The organism is Microcoleus sp. B7-D4 (assembly GCF_036705125.1).
GTDB lineage: Bacteria > Cyanobacteriota > Cyanobacteriia > Cyanobacteriales > Microcoleaceae > Microcoleus.
In genome coordinates this window covers 12893-32730 of sequence record NZ_JAUBTT010000032.1, presented here as the reverse complement: position 1 = coordinate 32730, position 19838 = coordinate 12893, and the positions used below count along the sequence as shown (strand labels likewise).

13 protein-coding genes are annotated in these 19838 nt (G+C 45.8%); 10 read left to right on the top strand and 3 right to left on the bottom strand.

What is annotated here, in order from left to right:
* The first annotated feature begins 241 nt into the window (after positions 1 to 241).
* The 10 genes from QUB12_RS14830 to QUB12_RS14785 all read left to right on the top strand — a co-directional run bounded on the left by QUB12_RS14830 (position 242) and on the right by QUB12_RS14785 (position 15451).
* On the top strand, positions 242 to 2245 hold the full coding sequence (locus tag QUB12_RS14830) for an FHA domain-containing protein (RefSeq protein ID WP_333307306.1): 2004 nt from the start codon (positions 242 to 244) through the stop codon (positions 2243 to 2245).
* A 59-nt stretch (positions 2246 to 2304) separates the two neighbouring features.
* Positions 2305 to 2733, top strand: coding sequence for a hypothetical protein (locus QUB12_RS14825; RefSeq protein ID WP_333143310.1), 429 nt, complete (start codon positions 2305 to 2307; stop codon positions 2731 to 2733).
* 321 nt (positions 2734 to 3054) lie between these two features.
* Positions 3055 to 4743 carry an ankyrin repeat domain-containing protein gene (locus QUB12_RS14820; RefSeq protein ID WP_333143309.1) on the top strand — a complete coding sequence of 563 codons (1689 nt, stop codon included), beginning with the start codon at positions 3055 to 3057 and terminating at the stop codon, positions 4741 to 4743.
* A gap of 57 nt (positions 4744 to 4800) precedes the next feature.
* Positions 4801 to 5955 (top strand): DNA cytosine methyltransferase, encoded by a 1155-nt coding sequence (locus tag QUB12_RS14815; RefSeq protein ID WP_333143308.1) that lies wholly within the window; start codon positions 4801 to 4803, stop codon positions 5953 to 5955.
* Positions 5956 to 6725: 770 nt separating this feature from the next.
* Entirely contained in the window at positions 6726 to 8066 is a 1341-nt protein-coding gene (gene miaB, locus QUB12_RS14810; RefSeq protein ID WP_333143307.1) for a tRNA (N6-isopentenyl adenosine(37)-C2)-methylthiotransferase MiaB, read from the top strand.
* A 197-nt stretch (positions 8067 to 8263) separates the two neighbouring features.
* On the top strand, positions 8264 to 9334 hold the full coding sequence (locus tag QUB12_RS14805) for a D-alanine--D-alanine ligase family protein (protein ID WP_333307304.1): 1071 nt from the start codon (positions 8264 to 8266) through the stop codon (positions 9332 to 9334).
* Positions 9335 to 9591: 257 nt separating this feature from the next.
* On the top strand, positions 9592 to 10674 hold the full coding sequence (locus QUB12_RS14800; RefSeq protein ID WP_333307302.1) for an AI-2E family transporter: 1083 nt from the start codon (positions 9592 to 9594) through the stop codon (positions 10672 to 10674).
* A 1085-nt stretch (positions 10675 to 11759) separates the two neighbouring features.
* Positions 11760 to 12995: an HhoA/HhoB/HtrA family serine endopeptidase gene (locus QUB12_RS14795; RefSeq protein ID WP_333307300.1), complete on the top strand. Its 1236-nt coding sequence runs from the start codon at positions 11760 to 11762 to the stop codon at positions 12993 to 12995.
* 407 nt (positions 12996 to 13402) lie between these two features.
* Positions 13403 to 14614: a transposase gene (locus QUB12_RS14790; protein ID WP_333143302.1), complete on the top strand. Its 1212-nt coding sequence runs from the start codon at positions 13403 to 13405 to the stop codon at positions 14612 to 14614.
* A 15-nt stretch (positions 14615 to 14629) separates the two neighbouring features.
* Positions 14630 to 15451, top strand: a complete 822-nt coding sequence (locus QUB12_RS14785; protein WP_333143301.1) for an MBL fold metallo-hydrolase — start codon at positions 14630 to 14632, stop codon at positions 15449 to 15451.
* 265 nt (positions 15452 to 15716) lie between these two features.
* On the opposite strand, the gene hcp is transcribed toward QUB12_RS14785, so the two are convergent.
* From hcp to QUB12_RS14770, 3 genes are all read right to left on the bottom strand, one after another.
* Positions 15717 to 17366, bottom strand: coding sequence for a hydroxylamine reductase (hcp, locus tag QUB12_RS14780; protein WP_333143300.1), 1650 nt, complete (start codon positions 17364 to 17366; stop codon positions 15717 to 15719).
* Positions 17367 to 17607: 241 nt separating this feature from the next.
* The gene (gene hemN / locus QUB12_RS14775; RefSeq protein WP_333307298.1) at positions 17608 to 19005 is read right to left on the bottom strand and encodes an oxygen-independent coproporphyrinogen III oxidase; all 1398 of its coding nucleotides are present in this window, start codon (positions 19003 to 19005) and stop codon (positions 17608 to 17610) included.
* Positions 19006 to 19091: 86 nt separating this feature from the next.
* Positions 19092 to 19838, bottom strand: coding sequence for a heme oxygenase (biliverdin-producing) (locus QUB12_RS14770; RefSeq protein ID WP_333143298.1), 747 nt, complete (start codon positions 19836 to 19838; stop codon positions 19092 to 19094).

Below are 19838 nucleotides of genomic sequence, written 5' to 3'. Positions count from 1 at the left end.
TGGAAGAACTGAGATGTTGCACCATTCTCAATTACTTGTTTAGGAACGGGCAAGATGCCCGTTCCACAAAGAGTGAATTTTCTTGTGGAACAGGCATCTTGCCTGTTCATAAAAGGCTAATTGACAATGGTGCAAGATTTAAGAAAAAGGGAAAATCAGGGTATTCGCTAAACACTCTCAACTTCAAAAATCTTTTTTTGCAGAAAGCTCAAAGCCGACGGCTGATGTTTAAAAAATAATCATGAATTCTCAACCCTTGCGCCTGCGACTGACTTGGACAGATACAGCTACGGGGGATTGTCGATCCCCGATACTCGACTTACCCATCGCTTTGGGACGAATTTTTGAAGCTATGCCCGCCACTATCAACGGGAAACGAGTTTCTCGAATTGCCCTCAGCAGCAGTCAAGTTTCTCGCTTTCATGCAGTGATTGGCACCGAAGGTAACAGTATTTTACTTACTGACACGGGTAGCCGCAACGGTACTTTTGTCAACGGCATTCGCCAAACCCGGTGCGTGCTGGCAAACGGGGATATGCTGCAAGTTGGGCCCTACGCGATCGGCATTTCTTTTGCTGTTAATTCCCCAGAAACGCCGTCGGTCAATTCTCACATTTTCTTTAACCCACAGACAAATGGGCCAGACCCGGCATTGGGCCAGCAAATAATGTTGCAGCTTCCTCAAACACCTAGTAGGGGAGAATTTCCGCCGATCGCATTTTTGCACGCTTCTCAAGTGTCAATGCGATCGCTCCAATCTATGGGACTGCCTATGACAGAAGTTGATTGGGCTGCCGTTGGCGGCGGTTTAGGCAGCTTTATTTGGGTGGATTTGCTCAGAATTTGCGGCGTGAAAATCGATCGAATTGCGGTTTTGGGCATGGAAAACCAGCCTTACGCCCGCTATCTGCGTCTGTGCCTGAATTCTCAAATTCCGCTGCGGGAACGCCTAAGATCGAATTCTGACTCTTGTCCAGACAACATTTGGGGGTGGCCTCCCTATGCTTTGCGGGAAGCTTGGCGGGAATTGCTCAAAGGGCGTTTGGGAGTATCACTGAAGTTGATGTGGCAGGTGTTTGCTGAACCGACTTTTGCCGAAACTTATACGCCTCGCGCGGGGAATGTGTTTGATTCAATTGACAGGGAAGTCGATCGAATTGGGTGGAATCAGATGTTTCGCTACGGTAGAGTGCGGGGAATTCGCAAAACAGATGACGGCAGGTACGCGATCGCTTATTCTCGATCGAATGCCGAGCACCGCGATCACGCTTTTTTAATCGCCAAATACGTACACTTAGCCACCGGCTATCCCGCCATTCAATTTCTGCCAGACTTGCAAGCTTACCGCGAAAAAACCCAGGATTTTGAGTCGGTTGTCAACGCTTACGAAAGCCACGACGGCGTTTACGAAAAATTGGAGGCCAGCGGCGGCAGCGTGTTAATTAGAGGCCGGGGAATTGTGGCTTCGCGGGTGGTGCAGCGAATTTACGAAGCGCGGCAGCGAAACCGTAATATTCAAGTATTGCATTTGATGCGATCGCCCAAACCTCAAGGTAACAAATTTAAACTCGCTGAGCGCAGCGTCGAAAATCACTACGAATTTCAACCTTTCAACTGGCCGAAAGCTTGCTGGGGCGGGGAACTCCGCGTACTTTTGGAAAAAGTCGCCCCGGAATTGCGGCCGCAGTTGCTCACAGACTGGGGCGGCACTACCACCGCCCAGCGCAGCGACTGGCGGCGGATTGTCAAAGAAGGTTTAAGTCAAGGATGGTATCAAATTACCTTCGGGGAAGTCGAGCGAGTCGAGCGCGACAGTCAAAACCGCACGGTGACGTACATTAAGGAGAAGGAACTCAAGGGACAAATTAAGTTAGAGGCTGATTTTATTATTGATGCTACGGGTTTGGACGCTAAGGTAAAAACCAGTCCTCTGTTAAACGATTTGGTAGTTCAATACAATCTTCCCCTCAACGGTTTGGGCCGGCTGAGTGTTAACAACGATTTTGAAGTGCCCGAATTGCGGAATTCTTCTGCTAGCAACACAGAAGGCCGGGTATATGCAGCCGGCGCGATTACTTTGGGGGGGCCTTACGCGCCGGTAGATAGTTTTTTGGGCTTGCAATACGCCGCCTTGCGATCGGTTGAAAGTCTGGCCGCCAACCGAGTTGCTGGTGTGCGGAAATTGAGCGTTTGGCGATCGTTCGTGCAGTGGTTTAAGTGGATTTTCAATAAATCTCCAGATTGATTAAAAACAAAACCCTTTCGCATTCAATCTAAAATCCAAAATCTAAAATCTAAAATCGAATGACTCCCACCTTATTTGGTCGATGGCAAACTCGAATTTTATTATTTGCAACAGTCGGCGTTTTAGTAACACTGCCATTTTTTCTAGGTTTAATCGCTGGTAAATCAGGCTCGATATTTTTCGGGATTTTAGGGTATCTAGCGATTTTTGGCATCGGCTGGGATGCCTTATATATCTCGATCCAGCAGTACCGCTGGGATCGAGATTGGCCCGGCGCATTTCAATTGCTCGCTGGGATTTGGGAAGCACTTTTTGTCTTGCTATTAATCAAAACTATCGGTTTACCGGGGATACCGCTGCTAGACTTTGATTTAGGAGCTTTTGCTCTACATTATAGTTTTGTATGGCTGGCTATTTATCTGGCATCGCAAACAGTAATGCGGATTTTGTTTCCCTACTGGCGTTTCCGAGGCGGCCAATGGTTCTAACAATAGTTTGGTTCAGGGAGCGATCGGGCAAATCTATCTTATAATCCACATCAAGCACCTTGCCAAAACTATCCCTTGGGCTTTCCTGATTATCTTCCTCTCTTGAATTTAGCCAACACGCTCTTGAACTTGGCGATCGAAAAAACCAGAAACCACACCACAACACCCGCACCGATGCTAATCAAAAGCAGCATTAGCTGATGGGTGTATAATGGAGAATTCACCCCTCGCTGGAGAAACTAATGCAATGGAACCTTAACACTATTCCAAAATGCGGTACAAATCTTAGGAATATTTGATTAGTAAATTTAACTCAAAGCAATGCAAATTCATATTGATGCCGAACAAGGAAATATTCCAGGTGTAGCCCACCAAATTGCTAGTGGAGTCGATATTGATAGTACAGATAACTTTTACTCAAACACACCATTGATGTGCGCGATATCTAGCTCAAAGGCAACGAGCGATATGGTTAAGTTTCTTTTAGACAACGGAGCTGATATTGAAGTGATTTGTGGAGAGCATGAAAATAATGTACTCAGCTTAGCCGTGCAGTCAGGGAGTCTCGATAAAGTTCGACTGATTTTGGATGCTGGAGCCAACATAAACTATCAGAGACCAAATGGCTATCATGTTTTAATCGATGCCATAAATGGATGCGCTATCTCAACAGATCGAGAATTCTTATCAATTTTAAGTTTGCTGATCGAAAGAGGTGCAGAACTTAGCAATGTCAGTATCTACAGCAAGTCCGCCGTGAGTTTCGCCGCACAAAGGGGACGTTATGATGCTGTCAAATTATTGCTAGAGGCAGGTGCGGATGCTAGTGACCAATGGGCGGGACTAATGCAAGCGATCGCCTGTGAGGATGTCGAAAATGTAAAGGTATTACTCGCTCAAAATCCCGATCTTTCTGCGCGCGACTGCTGGAGTCGAACTCCTTGGCTGTTGAGTTTGGAAGTCGGTAAGCTTGAAACAGCCAAATTATTATTGTCAGCAGGAGCAGATCGCAGCGATCGTGGACACTGTGGCCAGACTCCATTGATGTATCCCATCGAAAACGATAAAACCGAAGTCTTAGAATGGTTGATTGAGCAGGGATTTGATATCGAAGCTACTGATGATTTTAATAGCACTCCTTTAATTTTAGCGGCAGAATGTGGCGCGACTGATTGCGTGCGTATTCTCTTAGAGAATGGAGCAAATCCTAGTCGAATAAATCATTGCTCTGATAATGCTATTAAATTGGCAAGTAATCTACAAATTGTCCGAATGCTTGTTGATGTGGGCGAAGATTTAAGCGATATTAGCGATGATATGAGGTCATATCTCACTGGAGTGGGTAATTACGATCTCGAAGTAACGCTAGAACAGTATTTGTCTGGCAGAGAGCGTCGATTTGGGAAAACTAATCCAGAAGTAATGGAAGTGGACTTTTGGAAGGCAATGATTCTGAGTGGTAGTGGGGCTTGGGATGCGGACTCAATGTTTAGCGGGGATAACTACGATAGACCTGTTGTATGGTGCTATCAAAGATTTGGGAGAACAATTACAGAATTGCCAGATGGAAGAATCATTGAAATTGCTGGCGAACACGAAGATTACTACGATCCAGACTTTTGTATCTATAACGATGTGGTTGTTTACGACGGACATGGCAATTTTAAGATTTTAGGCTATCCCAAAGAGGTTTTCCCTCCCACTGATTTTCATTCTGCAACCTTAGTTGGAGAGTATATCTACATTATTGGCAATTTAGGCTATCTTAAGGACAGAAACTATAATGAAACGCCAGTTTATCGACTTCACCTCGACACGTTCAAAATAGAAAAGCTGACAACTACAGGAGATAAGCCTCAGTTGATTTGTTGTCACAAGGCGCATTACAAAGAGCCATCAAAAATATTAATTACTGGTGGAAAAGTTGCCGAAAAATACGTTGATAACTCAATCGATTATATTTTGGATTTAACAACTTTAATTTGGAGTCAAGCGAATACGCATGAATAAAATGAGTTCCATTAAGTTAATCTTTTCTGTTTCCCAATTCCCAATTCCCAATTCCCCATGCCAAATTCCCAATTCCCCATCCCCTGTATTTTCTCATTTTTTTCGGGTTCTGGCTTGCTCGATTTGGGCTTTGAGTCGATCGGCTTTAATGTAGCGTATGTCAATGAACTTTTCCCACCTTTCATGCAAGCATACCGCTATTCTCGGCAGTGCATGAATTTGCCGCTACCAGAATACGGATATTGCGAAGGAGAGGAAGCAGATGTAACTCGACTTGTAGGGGGAGAACCAGCTTTTCGCCTGCGGGAATTGATGCAGGATGCCCGCAAGCATCACGATATTGTGGGATTTATCGCGGGGCCGCCTTGTCCTGACTTTTCTATTGGTGGTAAAAACCGGGGTGGGGAAGGAGATAAAGGTCAACTTTCAGCTTCATACATTGAATTGATTTGTCAGCAGCAGCCAGATTTCTTTTTATTTGAAAATGTCAAAGGTTTGTGGAGAACCAAAAAACATAAATCTTTTTACGACGAACTAAAACATCAGTTGGCTGATTCGGGATACGTTTTTGCCGAACGTTTAATTAATGCGATAGAATACGGGGTTCCGCAAGATAGGGATAGAATTATTTTGATTGGGCTTAGAAAAAACCTTGTCAAAAATATGGGCATTTCCCTAGAGGAAAAAAGCCCAATGTTAGCCGAAAGTTTATTTCCTTGGCAAAGTCAGGTATTATATCCCAAATCAGAAATTTTTTCTCATCCTTGGCCAGAGAGAACGGCCTTTGCAGATGATGATTTCGTGCCTTGTCCTGATGGCATTCCCCAAGATTTAACGGTAGAATTTTGGTTCCAAAAAAATGACGTTCTCAACCATCCTAATGCCAAACACTATTTCCAACCCAAAGCAGGCATTAAGCGGTTTGCTTCCGTTGATGAAGGAGATGATTCAAAAAAATCTTTCAAGCGATTGCACCGATGGCGTTATTCGCCAACAGCTTGTTACGGCAATAACGAAGTTCATTTGCACCCTTACAAACTTCGTCGGCTTTCTGTTGCAGAAACACTGGCTATTCAGTCACTGCCAAAAGATTTTGCACTGCCGGAAAAGATGACGTTGACTAATATGTTTAAAACTGTTGGCAATGGGGTTCCTTATTTGGCTGCACAAGGTATTGCCAAAACAATTTTACATTTTTTACAGACAAAATAAATAGAGAAATAGGCACAAATAAACATTAGGATCGCGAATTATACCAATTTTTCATGAGGTTGCATAGAATCCGATCCCCCCTAGCCAAGAGGGCGGGCACGGGGAGTAGGGGTCGCACCGCCCCTACAAAGGGGGGGACAAGATTCTTCTCTAAGTCCCCCAACAATCAGGGGGATTTAGGGGGATCGAGATATGTGCAACTTCACATTAAATTGGTATTAAATAATTTACACAAGTTTGTGGGGAGTAGGGGTTGGGCTTATAGCCCGCCCTTTCTGGACGGGCGGGACGCCCATCCCACAAGAACCATCACGCATTGTAAGTTATTTAATTCTCATTCCTTAGCATCAGGACTTTGGGTGTAGGGTGCGTGAGGGCGAGTAGTTTTTGAATTCAAACTGTGATATTTTTAACACTCACGCACCGCAACAACGAGATTTTGGTGCGTGATGCGCGGTTTAAGATTGATTGTCGGTAGCGCAAGTTAATCGCCGCGCCTCACACACCCTACAGATTTGTGAAAGTGGTTTTTTTAAGAGGCAAGATTGTATGCCTTTGCAAACTATCTTGAAAGGCATTTGCGTTGATCTGCGTTGATCTGCGGTTTCCCCTATCCATCAAAGATTTATGCAATAAGTCTCATAAACAGCAGAGGGTGCTGAGAAAAATAAAAGACTGATAAAAAGAAAAGTTCACAAAGGGTTTAGACTTGTTATATAATAGTTGGTTAAGGTTGAAAACCTATATTTTTTATTTGCCTGCAATTCGCCATGACCGTTAAACCTCGCCGCTATCACATCACTACTTTCGGATGCCAGATGAATAAAGCCGACTCGGAACGGATGGCCGGCATTCTCGAAAATATGGGCTTTGAGTTCTCGGAAGACCCGAACGAAGCTAGCTTGATTCTCTACAATACTTGCACAATTCGCGATAATGCCGAACAAAGAGTTTATTCTAACCTCGGAAGGCAAGCTCATCGCAAGCGCCAAGAACCGGGTTTAACTTTAATCGTAGCTGGATGCGTGGCGCAGCAGGAAGGTGAAGCGCTGCTGCGGAGAGTGCCGGAATTAGACTTAGTAATGGGGCCACAACACGCTAACCGACTTGAAGATTTGCTGGAACAAGTTTTTGAGGGCAATCAAATTGTGGCGACTGAAGCTGTTGAGATTATGGAGGATATTACTAAGCCGCGCCGGGATAGCAAGGTGACTGCTTGGGTGAATGTAATTTACGGCTGCAATGAACGCTGCACTTATTGTGTTGTCCCCAATGTTCGCGGGGTTGAACAGTCGCGAATGCCGGAGGCTATTCGCGCTGAGATGGAAGATTTGGGCCGTCAAGGTTACAAGGAGGTAACTTTATTGGGGCAAAATATTGATGCTTACGGACGCGATTTACCGGGGACAAAACCGGGCGGCAGCAACCAGCATACTTTGACGGATTTGCTTTATTTCTTGCAGGATGTGCCTGGTGTCGATCGCCTCAGATTTGCTACTAGCCACCCGCGCTATTTTACGGAAAGATTGATTAAGGCTTGTGCTGAATTACTGCAGGTTTGCGAACATTTTCACATTCCTTTTCAGTCCGGGGATAATGATATTTTGAAGGCGATGTCGCGCGGTTATACTCAGGAAAAATACCGCCGGATTATTGATACAATTCGCCGTTATATGCCGGATGCTTCGATTACTGCGGATGCGATTGTCGGTTTTCCTGGGGAGACGGAAGCGCAGTTTGAGAAGACTTTGAAGTTGATCGAAGAGGTTGGTTTCGATTTGGTGAATACTGCGGCTTATTCGCCTCGCCCTGGGACGCCGGCGGCTTTGTGGGAAAATCAGTTGAGTGAGGAGGTGAAAGCCGATCGCCTGCAACGAATCAATCATGTAGTGACAACAACGGCGATGGAACGATCGCAGCGCTATTTCGGACGCACTGAAGAGGTTTTGGTGGAAGTCCAGAATCTTAAAGATTCAACTCAGGTGATGGGGCGCACTCGCGGCAATCGTCTCACATTTTTTAAGGGCGATATTGCTGAATTGGCGGGTAAAATTGTGCGGGTTAAAATTACAGATATTCGCGCTTTTAGTTTGACGGGGGAAATGCTTTAAATAGCACCGGAATGAGATAGGGGACGGCTTACTGGTGAACTTTTCTAAGAAGATGTAATTTTTTTTACCGCAGAGGGCGCAGAGGACACAGAGGAAGAGTGGAAGGGAGGAGATAAGTAGTCTTAAAGCGGTTCGTATGTGCCTTAGTTGCGCTCTCTGCGTGTATATTTGTCGAAAAGTCCTAGGAGTAGTGAAAAATGACAATGATGCGGATCGGGCTATTGTTCGGGGGGCGATCGGGCGAACACGAAGTCTCAATTAGTTCGGCGCGGGCGATCGCCGGCGCCTTGGCTGCGGAGGAAAATGCGTCTAAATACGAAGTTCTGCCCTTTTATATCCAAAAAAACGGCCGCTGGCTGTCGGGAACATTACCTCAACAAGTCTTAGCCACCGGAAAACCTCTGGAAATAGAGGAACAAACAGGAGAAGACGACTCTCCCGCTGGACAGTTTCCTAATTTTAATGCTGTAGATGTTTGGTTCCCTGTTTTGCACGGGCCAAACGGTGAAGATGGTACGGTGCAAGGGTTGCTGAAATTAATGCAAGTTCCTTTTGTCGGTTCCGGGGTTTTAGGTTCGGCGCTGGGAATGGATAAAATTGCCATGAAAATGGCTTTTGCTCAGGCTGGTTTGCCGCAGGTAAAATACATCGCTGTCAACCGTTCGGAAATCTGGTCTAATCCTTGCGTTTTCCCCAAACTCTGCGATAAAATTGAAGCAGATTTGAGCTATCCTTGCTTTGTTAAACCGGCCAATTTGGGCTCGTCTGTGGGAATTTCTAAAGCTCGATCGCGCGCTGAGTTAGAATCAGCTCTCGACAGCGCCGCCAGCTACGACAGGCGGATAATTGTCGAAGCGGGTGTGGTGGCTAGAGAATTAGAATGTGCAGTTTTAGGTAACGATAATCCCCAAGCTTCAACGGTGGGAGAAATTAGTTTTCAAAGCGATTTCTACGACTACGAAACTAAATATACCCAGGGACAAGCCGACTGCTCAATCCCGGCAAAAGTCAGCGGTGCGATCGTCTCGCAAATCCAAGAAATGGCCGTGCAAGCATTTTTGGCTGTAGACGCAGCAGGTTTAGCGCGAGTAGACTTTTTCTACATTGAATCAACCGGAGAAGTTTTGATTAACGAAATCAACACTTTTCCCGGCTTTACAGCTACCAGTATGTATCCGCAAATGTGGGCAGCGGACGGCATTTCTTTCCCTGAATTAGTAGACCGTTTAATTCAATTAGCTCTCGAACGGCATGGTGAAAAAGGCTGAATCGCGCGCTGCAAACCGCTGCCGTGCCAACCGAAAAGAAATTATTTTCGCAGGTAATATATCCATACCAGCGGAAACGATATAACATAGTTGTGGCAGGCACTGCCTGCCAGCAACCCAATTTACCCTGGCAGAGCAACTGAGAAGTTTCAGCAGTCGGGTATAAATAAATGCACTATAAAATGGTTAACGGAGAAGGGCAAATAGCAGCGCCAATCTCACATCTTGCATCTCAAATTTTAACTCGGTTAACTTAGATGAGACGTTTCACTCAACTGCAGCAGTGGTGGACTTACGGACTGGTATTTCCCCTAGCGGTACTCAACTGCTGGTTAGCCCTCCTAGTCTTTGAATATTTTCGCGCCCTGATTACAGTTTTGGTAGTGGCTACAGTGCTGTCTTTTTTGCTAGATTATCCAGTGCGCTTTCTGCACAGATACGGCTTGAAGCGCGATCGAGCAGTTTTGTCGGTATTGTTTTTGACTTTACTGCTATTGGTGGTTTTAGGTATCACTCTGGCACCCATTCTGCTAAACCAAATCACTGAACTCGCCACCCGACTGCCGACTTGGATAGTTTCTGGCACAGAACAGATTGAAGCGTTCAACAAGTGGGCGGAAAATCGCAATCTCCGCATTGATGTCAGCGGTTTGACTACCCAATTGAGCGAGCGACTTTCATCTCAATTGCAGTCACTCACTGGCGAAATTCTCAAATTTGGCTTGGGTGCTGCAGACAGTCTGTTGAATTTCCTCCTCACAATAGTCGTGACATTTTACTTGCTTTTGCATGGCGATCGCGTATGGGAAGGATTGTTTAAATGGTTTCCCTCCAAGCATAGCCTTCAATTGCGAGAGTTGCTGGCGCGAAGCTTCCACAACTACTTCGTCGGGCAAGCAACTTTGGCGGGTTTGATGGGACTGTCTATCACTGTTGCTTTTTTAATTTTGCGAGTTCCCTTCGGACTTCTGTTCGGTTTGGGTGTGGGTGTAATGACTATGATTCCCTTCGGGGCACCTTTCAGTATTTGCATTGTCAGTTTGCTGATCACATTAAGCAACTTTTGGCTCGGCGTCACAGTTTTAGCTGTCGCTACAGTAATTGAGCAAATAATTGAAAGTGGGGTTGCTCCTCGGTTATTAGGCGGTTTTATCGGTCTCAATCCTGTGTGGATTTTAGTGGCGCTGCTGGTGGGGGTTAAGGTGGCAGGAATAGCAGGTTTGTTAGTTGCTGTGCCGATGGCTGGTTTTATTAAGAATACTGTTGATATTTTGGAAAGTTCGAGGAACAAGTCGAGGGAAATCGATTCGGTTAGTTCCATTGAACCTATGGAGCAATAAAATTCCTCCATAGGTTCAAATTTTAGATTTGAAAAGAGTTTTTGCAGGCTATTGTGACCGAGAGCATCCAGGATACAAGCCCCCGAATTTATCTCGCGCAAGTCAATCTAAAATCTAAAATCTAAAATCGCGCAATCGATTGACTTACAGCATATTCCATGTATATGCGGTACACACAATCTTGTCGTAAGCATCGGTGCGTCGCCACCAGTCAATCTGCAAGTTTCATTAAACATGAGCAGCGACGCACCCTACATAACAATGTACCAACAATTAAGGCGGATACTGTACTTCATGAACCACCGAATATGCTGTAGGTTTAGTTGGTACTTTAGCTTGAGGCTTTATATCAAATCCGGTAGCATCGGAATTATTCCTCTCTGTATTCTCTCCCTCTGCGTTCTCTGCGCCCTCTGCGGTTAAATCATTCCGATACAACCGGAAACGATATTACAGGTTTTTTACTTCCTGCTGTAGGGTGAAGCTTTCCGGTGCTTTAGCTGCTATCCTTCCTGGATTCAGGCGGGGTCAAAAACTCCGTTTCTAGGTTAACGTCGATCGCTCCCAACGAAGATTTTGCGTAGAAACCTGGTTTTGTTGAGTCCAGGATTATTTTTGACCAAGAATTTCAAAGGTGGTACCCGCCACGTGATTTATCCGTGGAATCAATCCAAAATCTCAAATCTAAAATCCTCAAGCCCCCGAATTTATCTCGCGCAAGTCAATCCAAAATCTAAAATCTAAAATCTAAAATCGAATGACTTCGGATATCAATCCTGTGAAAAGTTTGCGGAAAATGCGGAATATGCGGGCTGGCTACCGTAGTTTGTATTATCGCACTCAGACAGCAATTCGCCAGTGCAGACCCTGTTCGATCGCACTCAAAAGCTCGAATCCACAAACAATTTGCCTGCGACGGTCCGGTTTCTACCCCAGCTTGTAGGGTAAACCCCACCAGTCAAGCAGATATCATCAATGCTTGAATAAAAATTAAAGAACCTTTAGTTCTAATTTAATTACAGTAGGTGCTAAAAATGCAAAACCATAATTATAACTCTCGCTCTAACTCCAACCAAATCAATACTATGTCAACCCAAAATATGCCTGCATCTCAGCGTTCTCGCACTTTTGCTTTCCCTAAAAAACTTGCTTTTTTATCCCTCATTTTGCTCGGTTCCACCGCAACTGTTGGGTGCAACGCCCTAACTTCTCAAGTTCCTGGAAGTTCTAACGCCATCAAAGCTGAACCGGCAAGTGCAGCGCCAATCTCAGCATTGCCTGCAAATATACTGCCATCTCAAGACTCTAATTTTGTCACTAAAGTTGTGCAGGAAGTCGGCCCGGCAGTGGTGCGGATCAATTCGTCTCGCACCGTGACGAACCAAGTTCCAGATGAGATCCCCGAGCAATTCCGCCGCTTCTTCGGTTCGGAATCTCCCATTCAACCGGGAAATCGGGTAGAAAGGGGCTCCGGTTCGGGTTTTGTTTTTGGTTCTGATGGCCGCATTTTGACTAACGCTCACGTCGTTAACGGGGCGGATACGGTGACGGTAAAACTGAAGGATGGCCGCGAATTTGTCGGTAAAGTTTTAGGCGTAGATACAGTTACTGATGTGGCTGTTGTTAAAATAGAAGCTAACAATTTGCCTGTGGTGAGTTTGGGCAAATCTGAAGAGTTACAGCCGGGAGAATGGGCGATCGCGATCGGCAATCCCCTCGGTTTGGACAATACTGTGACTGTGGGAATTATTAGCGCTACAGGCCGTTCTAGCGCCGATGTCGGCGTTCCCGACAAGCGCGTCAGCTTTATTCAAACCGACGCTGCGATCAATCCCGGCAATTCTGGCGGCCCGCTGCTGAACCAGCGCGGTCAAGTTATCGGCATGAATACGGCGATTATTCAAGGCGCTCAAGGATTGGGTTTTGCTATTCCGATCGATCGAGCACAACAAATTGCCGACCAATTAGTAACAGTAGGAAAAGCCGAACATCCTTATCTCGGCGTTCGGATGTTGAGCATTACTCCCGAAGTCAAGGCAGAATTCAATAAAAATCCCAACACCAAATTGAGGCTGACTGAAGATAAAGGCGTGTTAGTTTTGGGAGTTGCGAAAAATTCTCCGGCGGCACAAGCTGGAGTTCGCCTTGCCGATGTGATCAAGAAAATCAACGGTAAAGAAGTAACTGATGCTGGCAGCGTACAGCAAATTGTCGAGAAAAGTACAGTGGGCAGCGATCTGCAGCTTGAATTGAGCCGCGGCGGACAACCTGTTACTGTGGCGGTGAAAGCGGGTGCTTTTCCAGCGGATCAGGAGCGGTAGAATTGTTGATTGAAACTTAGATATTGCACCATTCTCAATTAGCATTTTATGAACAGGCAAGATGCCTGTTCCACAAGAAAATTAATCTCTTGTGGAACGGGCATCTTGCCCGTTTTTGAGAATGCTGCAAGAGGTGAGTTTTAATCGGCTTGGTCTGTGAGACGGGGTTTAATCCCCCGTCGGGATGTGGGGGGTACTCATTGTTACCATAATTTATAGAAATCGAACATGAAAACCCCGTGACTTTAGTCCGGGGATGAAAGGGAGAAGGAGGCTTTAGCTTCCCAGTATCTTTCATTAGATATTAGGATTGCAACTTAGGATACAACTCTGTAAAGTCTTGTAAACACTTTGATGATATTAAGCTAGTGCTGTTAGCATAAGAAGAACGTGATGAGGTCGAAGTCATGCTAGTTTTTGAATTCAAAGCATACGGTAAAAAGCAGCAATTCGATGCTGTAGATGAAGCAATTAGAACAGTGCAGTTCATCCGTAACAAAGCATTGCGCTTTTGGATGGAAAACCAAAAAGTCAACAAATATGACTTGAATAAGTACAGCGCTGTTTTAGCTAAAGAGTTTCCGTTTTGCGATGAATTGAATAGCATGGCTCGACAATCAAGCGCCGAAAGAGCGTGGTCGGCAATCGCCCGCTTCTACGACAACTGTAAAAAGAAAATTCCCGGGAAAAAGGGATTTCCGCAATTCCAGAAAGACAACCGCTCAGTCGAATACAAAACGACCGGGTGGCGTCTAGCGACAGACCGGAAATCTATCACTTTTACAGATAAGAATGGAATCGGGAAACTCAAATTAAAAGGAACGCGAGACTTACATTTCTATCAGCTTAGCCAAATTAAGCGAGTGCGCTTAGTCAAACGAGCCGATGGATACTACATCCAGTTTTGCGTTCAAGTTGACCGTTCCGAGAAGATTGAAGTTACAGGTAATGCTATTGGATTAGACGTGGGGCTCAAAGAGTTCTACACAGACTCTAATGGTGTTACAGTCGAAAATCCGCGTTTTCTGGGCAAAGGAGAGCGCCGACTAAAGAAAGCCCAAAGGCGGCTTTCAAAGCGAGTCAAAGGTTCAGAAAATAGAAAAAAAGCTAGGGTAATTCTAGGAAAACGCCACCTCAAAATAAGTAGACAGCGTAAAGATTTTGCTGTGAAATTAGCAAGATGCGTCATCCAGTCAAACGACTGTGTAGTCTATGAAGATTTGAGAATCAAAAACATGGTGAAGAATCACTGCTTAGCTAAATCGATTAACGACGCATCTTGGTATATGTTTCGAGTGTGGATGGAATATTTCGGTAAAGTATTCGGAAGGATTACAATTGCCGTGCCAGCCCACGGGACGAGTCAAGAATGTTCTAGCTGCGGAACCATTGTTAAGAAAAGTCTATCAACGCGAACTCACGCTTGTCGGTGTGGATGTGTATTAGATCGCGATCACAACGCAGGTAGAAATATCCTAAGTCGGGGATTGAGTACGGCGGGGCACGTCGGAACTTGGATCTTAGATCCGAACGCTTGTGGAGAGTTGACCGCTACCGATGTTGAAGTAATTCTGCATCGGCAAGTCGATTCTGCGAATCAAGAATCCCCTCGGCTTTAGCCAGGGGAGTGTCAAGTGGACAGTACCTGCATTGACTGCGATACTTGTCGGTGGATGGCACCTGAAGTATTTACTCAAGCGGGAGAACAGTCGGCAGTTTACCACCAGCCAACTAATGACACTGAAGAAATGCGATCGCTCGCGGCTCTTTTGTCTTGTCCCACAAGTTCGATAGGGACTGTAGAAAAACCCAAAAGGATCAAAGAAGCCCAGCAACTGTTACCCGCACTCGTAGCAGAAAATGTCTATCACTGCGGCTACCACTCAGAGAATTCCTACGCTGCAGCCAGCTATTTAATTGTCCGCCCTGAAGGAAACATTTTAGTTGATTCTCCCCGTTTTGTGCCGCCGCTAGTCAAAAACATAGAAGCAATGGGCGGCATTCGCTATATGTACTTGACTCACCGCGATGATGTCGCAGATCATCAACAATACCGCGATCATTTTGGGTGCGATCGCATCATTCATTATGACGAAATTAACGCTGATACTTGCCGTGTAGAAATGCAATTGTCGCCCACCGAACCGTATCAACTAGCAGATGATTTGTTGATTATATCGGTGCCAGGTCACACGAAAGGTCACACAGTTTTGCTTTACAATAACAAGTTTTTGTTCACCGGCGATCATCTTGCTTGGTCGGAAAGTTTGCAGCAGCTAGTTGGCTTTCACGATGTCTGTTGGTATTCTTGGCCGGAACAAATCAAATCTATGCAGAATTTGGCTAATTACTCGTTTGAATGGGTGTTGCCGGGACATGGCCGCAGGTATAATGCCGATCGACAAACAATGAGCAATCAAATGCAAAAGTGTATTGCTTGGATGCTCGATGCTTAGTGCGATCGGGTTCATAACTCCGACCCAGCCAGATTCATTTGACCTCGGTAGCCTGTGAAAATCCGACTGCCATCTTTTAGAATATGAATCTCCATCCGATCGCTCGCCCATTCCTATCTCTCTTCTCGACATCTGCGTGAATCAGCGTCAATCCCTTATCATCTGCGGCTCGATAAATTCTCTTTTTTTCACCGCAGATGAGGGCAGATAAACACAGATTAACGCAGATGAATCCCTCTGAATAGACTTAGCGAATGACTGCTAATCAGCTCAAGCAAGCTGCCAGATCGGCATCAGGGGTGGTAATGGCCTGCAAGTTATATTTCTCCGACAGAAGCTTGAAGACATTGGGAGAAATAAACGCCGGTAATGTCGGCCCTAGACGAATGTTTTTAATCCCCAAATGCAAGAGAGTTAGCAAGACGGCTACTGCCTTTTGTTCATACCACGACAGAATCATGGAAAGGGGTATATCGTTGACACCTACCTCAAAGGCATTGGCTAGGGCTACAGCAATCTGAATCGCTGAGTAGGCATCGTTGCACTGACCAACATCCATCAGGCGGGGTAGTCCGTCAATGTCGCCCATTTGTCGATCGAAGAAGCGAAACTTACCGCAAGCTAGGGTGAGCACGACACAATCATCAGGCACTTTTTCTACGAACTCGGTGTAGTAGTTGCGATCGGGTTTGGCTCCATCACAGCCCCCTACCAGGAAGAAATGGCGGATTTTACGCTGTTTCACAGCCTCAATGATTTTATCTGCCACCCCTAGGACTGTATTGTGAGCAAAACCAACTGTGACTTCCCTGGGGGGTGCATCTTCGGTAAAGCCGGGAAGTGCCAGTGCTTTCTCAATAACGGGAGTAAAATCGGGTGTGCCATTGTCGATCTCACTCAAGTTAATCAGACCCGGATAGCCGACGGGGCCAACGCTAAAGAGTTTATTTTCATAATAGGAATGGGTTGGCATTAAGCAGTTGGTCGTAATCACGATCGCACCGGGGAACTTGCCAAAATCCTTGGTTTGGTTCTGCCAAGCAGTGCCGTAGTGACCGTATAGATGGGGGTACTGCTGTTTTAGTTTGGGATAGCCGTGGGCTGGTAGAAGTTCGCCGTGGGTGTAAACAGTAATTCCAGTGTCTGCTGTTTGCTTGAGTAAGCCTTCGAGTTGTTTGATGTCATGTCCTGAAACCAGAATCGCCTTCCCTTGCCGTGGATTGAGGGGAACAGGCGTGGGAATTGGATGCCCATAGGTACCGGTATGTCCGGCATCCAATAGTTCCATAGAGCGCAGATTAATGGCTCCCACCTCAAGAGCAAGATCCACCCACTCCTGCAAGCTCAAGGTCTGGTTATCGAGGGCGACAAGTGCCTCATAAATGAAACGATACACCCGCTCGTCTTCCTGGCCCACTTCGTAGGCGTGGAAGGTGTAGGAGGCAAGACCCTTCACCCCATATAGCACTGTGAGTTTGAGTGAGAAAATATCCACATTCGAGGCAGACTGACTGAGGAACTGGAGGGAAATCTGCTCACCCTGCTCAACCAGGCTCTCCTCAAAGTTGGGTTCAAAGTCGGAAATTGCAGCCCACGTGGGTGGAGTGTCTGTTGCTTGCTGCACTTGAGCCTTGAGGTTGGCGCGATGGGCGATCGCTTCCTGGAGATACTCAACAAACCGCTTTTCGGAAAAGTTGACATTCGTCATCGTGGCAAAGATCGTTTCGCAGGTGAAGACATCCACTGCATGAGTATCAATGCCTAACTCCTTTGCTTTCAGGGCAATCGGAGCCAACCCGCGCAGATAATAAATCAGCAAATCTTGGATAGCATTCACTTGAGGACTTTTCCCACAAGCACCAAACTGATGGCATCCTTGTCCGCTTGCTGTTTGTTCGCATTGTTCACAGAACATTGATTTTTCCTTGTTGAATTGGTTAGAATTTACGCAACAACTCGGTTATGAAAGTATTTATCCGTCTCTGACTATGTTAACAAATCTGAGTTAACTCACATCTTGTAGCATTCTCAATAACGGGCTCTCCGGCCCGTTCCACAAAGAGTGAATTTTGTTGTGGAACAGGCCGAAAAGCCTGTTCCTAAACAAGTAATTGAGAAGGGTGCAACATCTCAGAGTTAACAAATCTGACGACGATTCATAGGGACTTGGAAAACCGTTTGCTTGAGTGGCGGATGAGATAGCTATCAAACACGGATGCAATATTGCGAATTAGCAAGCGGCCGAGCGCGGTTACTTCAATGCCATCGCCCCAACGTTTGATTAACCCATCAGCTTCTAAGGCATCAAGTTGTGGCAAAACCTGAGCAAAATAGTCATTAAAATCTAGATCGAAGCCGAGATGGTATTTTTCTTCCAAATCCTGCACCGACAGTTGGAATTGACACATTAATTCCATGATTACTGTGCGCCGAATCAGATCGTCTTGATTAAGTCTAACACCTTTTTCGATCGGCAATTCCTTCCCATCGATCGCCAGATAAAAATCTTTCAATCCCTTGTGGTTTTGGGTATACACATCCTGCAACATACTGATGGAAGTCATGCCAAAGCCCAACAGATCCGATTCGGGCTTAGTGGTATAACCCTGAAAATTACGATGTAGTTGTCCAGCTTGTTGCGCGATAGCTAGTTCATCATTAGGCTTAGCAAAGTGATCCATACCAATAAACACATAGCCATTTTGCGTCAGTTGGTCGATCGTACTTTGCAGAATTTTCAGCTTTTCGCCCGCAGTCGGTAAAGCAGATTCTGGCATTCGTTTCTGAACCGGTTTGAGCCAGGGAACATAGGCAAAATTAAAGACAGCAATGCGATCGGGATTTAATTGCAAGGTCTTCTTTACTGTGTCCTGGAATGTTGCTTGTGTCTGGAAAGGTAAGCCGTAAATCAAATCCACATTGACACTTTCAAACCCAGCTTCCCGCATCCAATCCATCACATCAAACAACATCGCTTCGGGCTGCACCCGATTGATCGCTTCCTGCACGATGGGATTAAAGTCTTGAATGCCAAAGCTAATGCGATTGAATCCTAATTGTCGCAAAAATAGAATATATTCGCGATCGATATAGCTAGGATTGACTTCGATCGATATTTCTGCAGCGTCATCGAACCGAAAATATCGATTTAACTGGTTCCAGAGACACTCTACCTGACTGCGATCGAGATAGTTGGGCGTGCCGCCGCCCCAGTGCAACTGATGCACCAGCCGATCGGCATCCACCAAACTGGCAACTTGGCGAATTTGGCGATCGAGATAGCCTAAATAGGGTTCTACCACCTCCTTGCGCTGGGTAATGATGGTATTGCAGCCGCAGAAATAACAGGGCGTTTCACAAAAGGGGATGTGGCAGTAAAGCGATAAGGGGGTTTGTTTGTGATTGCCGACGGCGATCGCGGTTTTAAATGCGTGGCGATCGAAATCAGTGCTTAATTCTGTGGCGGGTGGATAGCTGGTATAGCGAGGTAAAGGCTGGTTGTATTTATTCAACAATGCAGCATCAAATTCAACCGTTTGTGATAACTGTTTCATTAACTAATGTATCCTTCTGTTGTTGTGTAAATTCAGAACCCCGGCATATTTTAGAGATAGGATCGATCTTGTTTTCCTTGGGCGAGTTATTTTGCGACAGATTCTCGCTTGGCATGAGGGCTGCGGCCTTCTGTGCTACCGGGGCGATCTTGCCGAGTCAGCAAATCAAAGGTATGGTCTCCAATCGCCGCTTTCACATCGGCTTCGAGTTCGTGCATTACATCCTGGTTAAGGGTAAATGCCGTATTTGCTTCGGCGACAATTCGCTCGATCGTGTCAGCATCCACCGGAAACTCATCAAAGGTTTGGCGATAGCGTTCCTTAAATACTCGCCTTGCTTCTGGTGTCGAGATTTGGGAAAATTCATAGAAATTTGTTCCCTGATCCGGCGGCAGAGACAACGCCGATCGAATCACATTTTTCAAGCTTTGTCCGCCGGATAAATCACCCATGTAGCGGGTGTAGGCATGGGCAATCAGCAGGACTGGATCGGTTGCTGAGAGGGTTTGAATGCGATCGCGATACACAGAACCCGCTGGCGAAGCCGTAATTTCCTCCCGCCAATTTTCACCGTAATAAAAAGCTAGATCGCAAGCCAGATTCTCAGTGCGATTTAACTCCGGGAAATAGAGGGTTCCGATAATCGGGTGGTTGACATGGTTCTGCAAAGCCGTTTCTAAGGCGCTGTAAACAAAGTACAAATCGGCAAATAGTTTACGCAAAGGTTCCCGTTCCACAATGCCTTTGATAAAGCATTTCATAAATGCCGTATTTTCGGCTGTGGTGTGGGATTGCATCGTGCCTTCTCTGAGGCGTGTCGATAGATTAGTCAT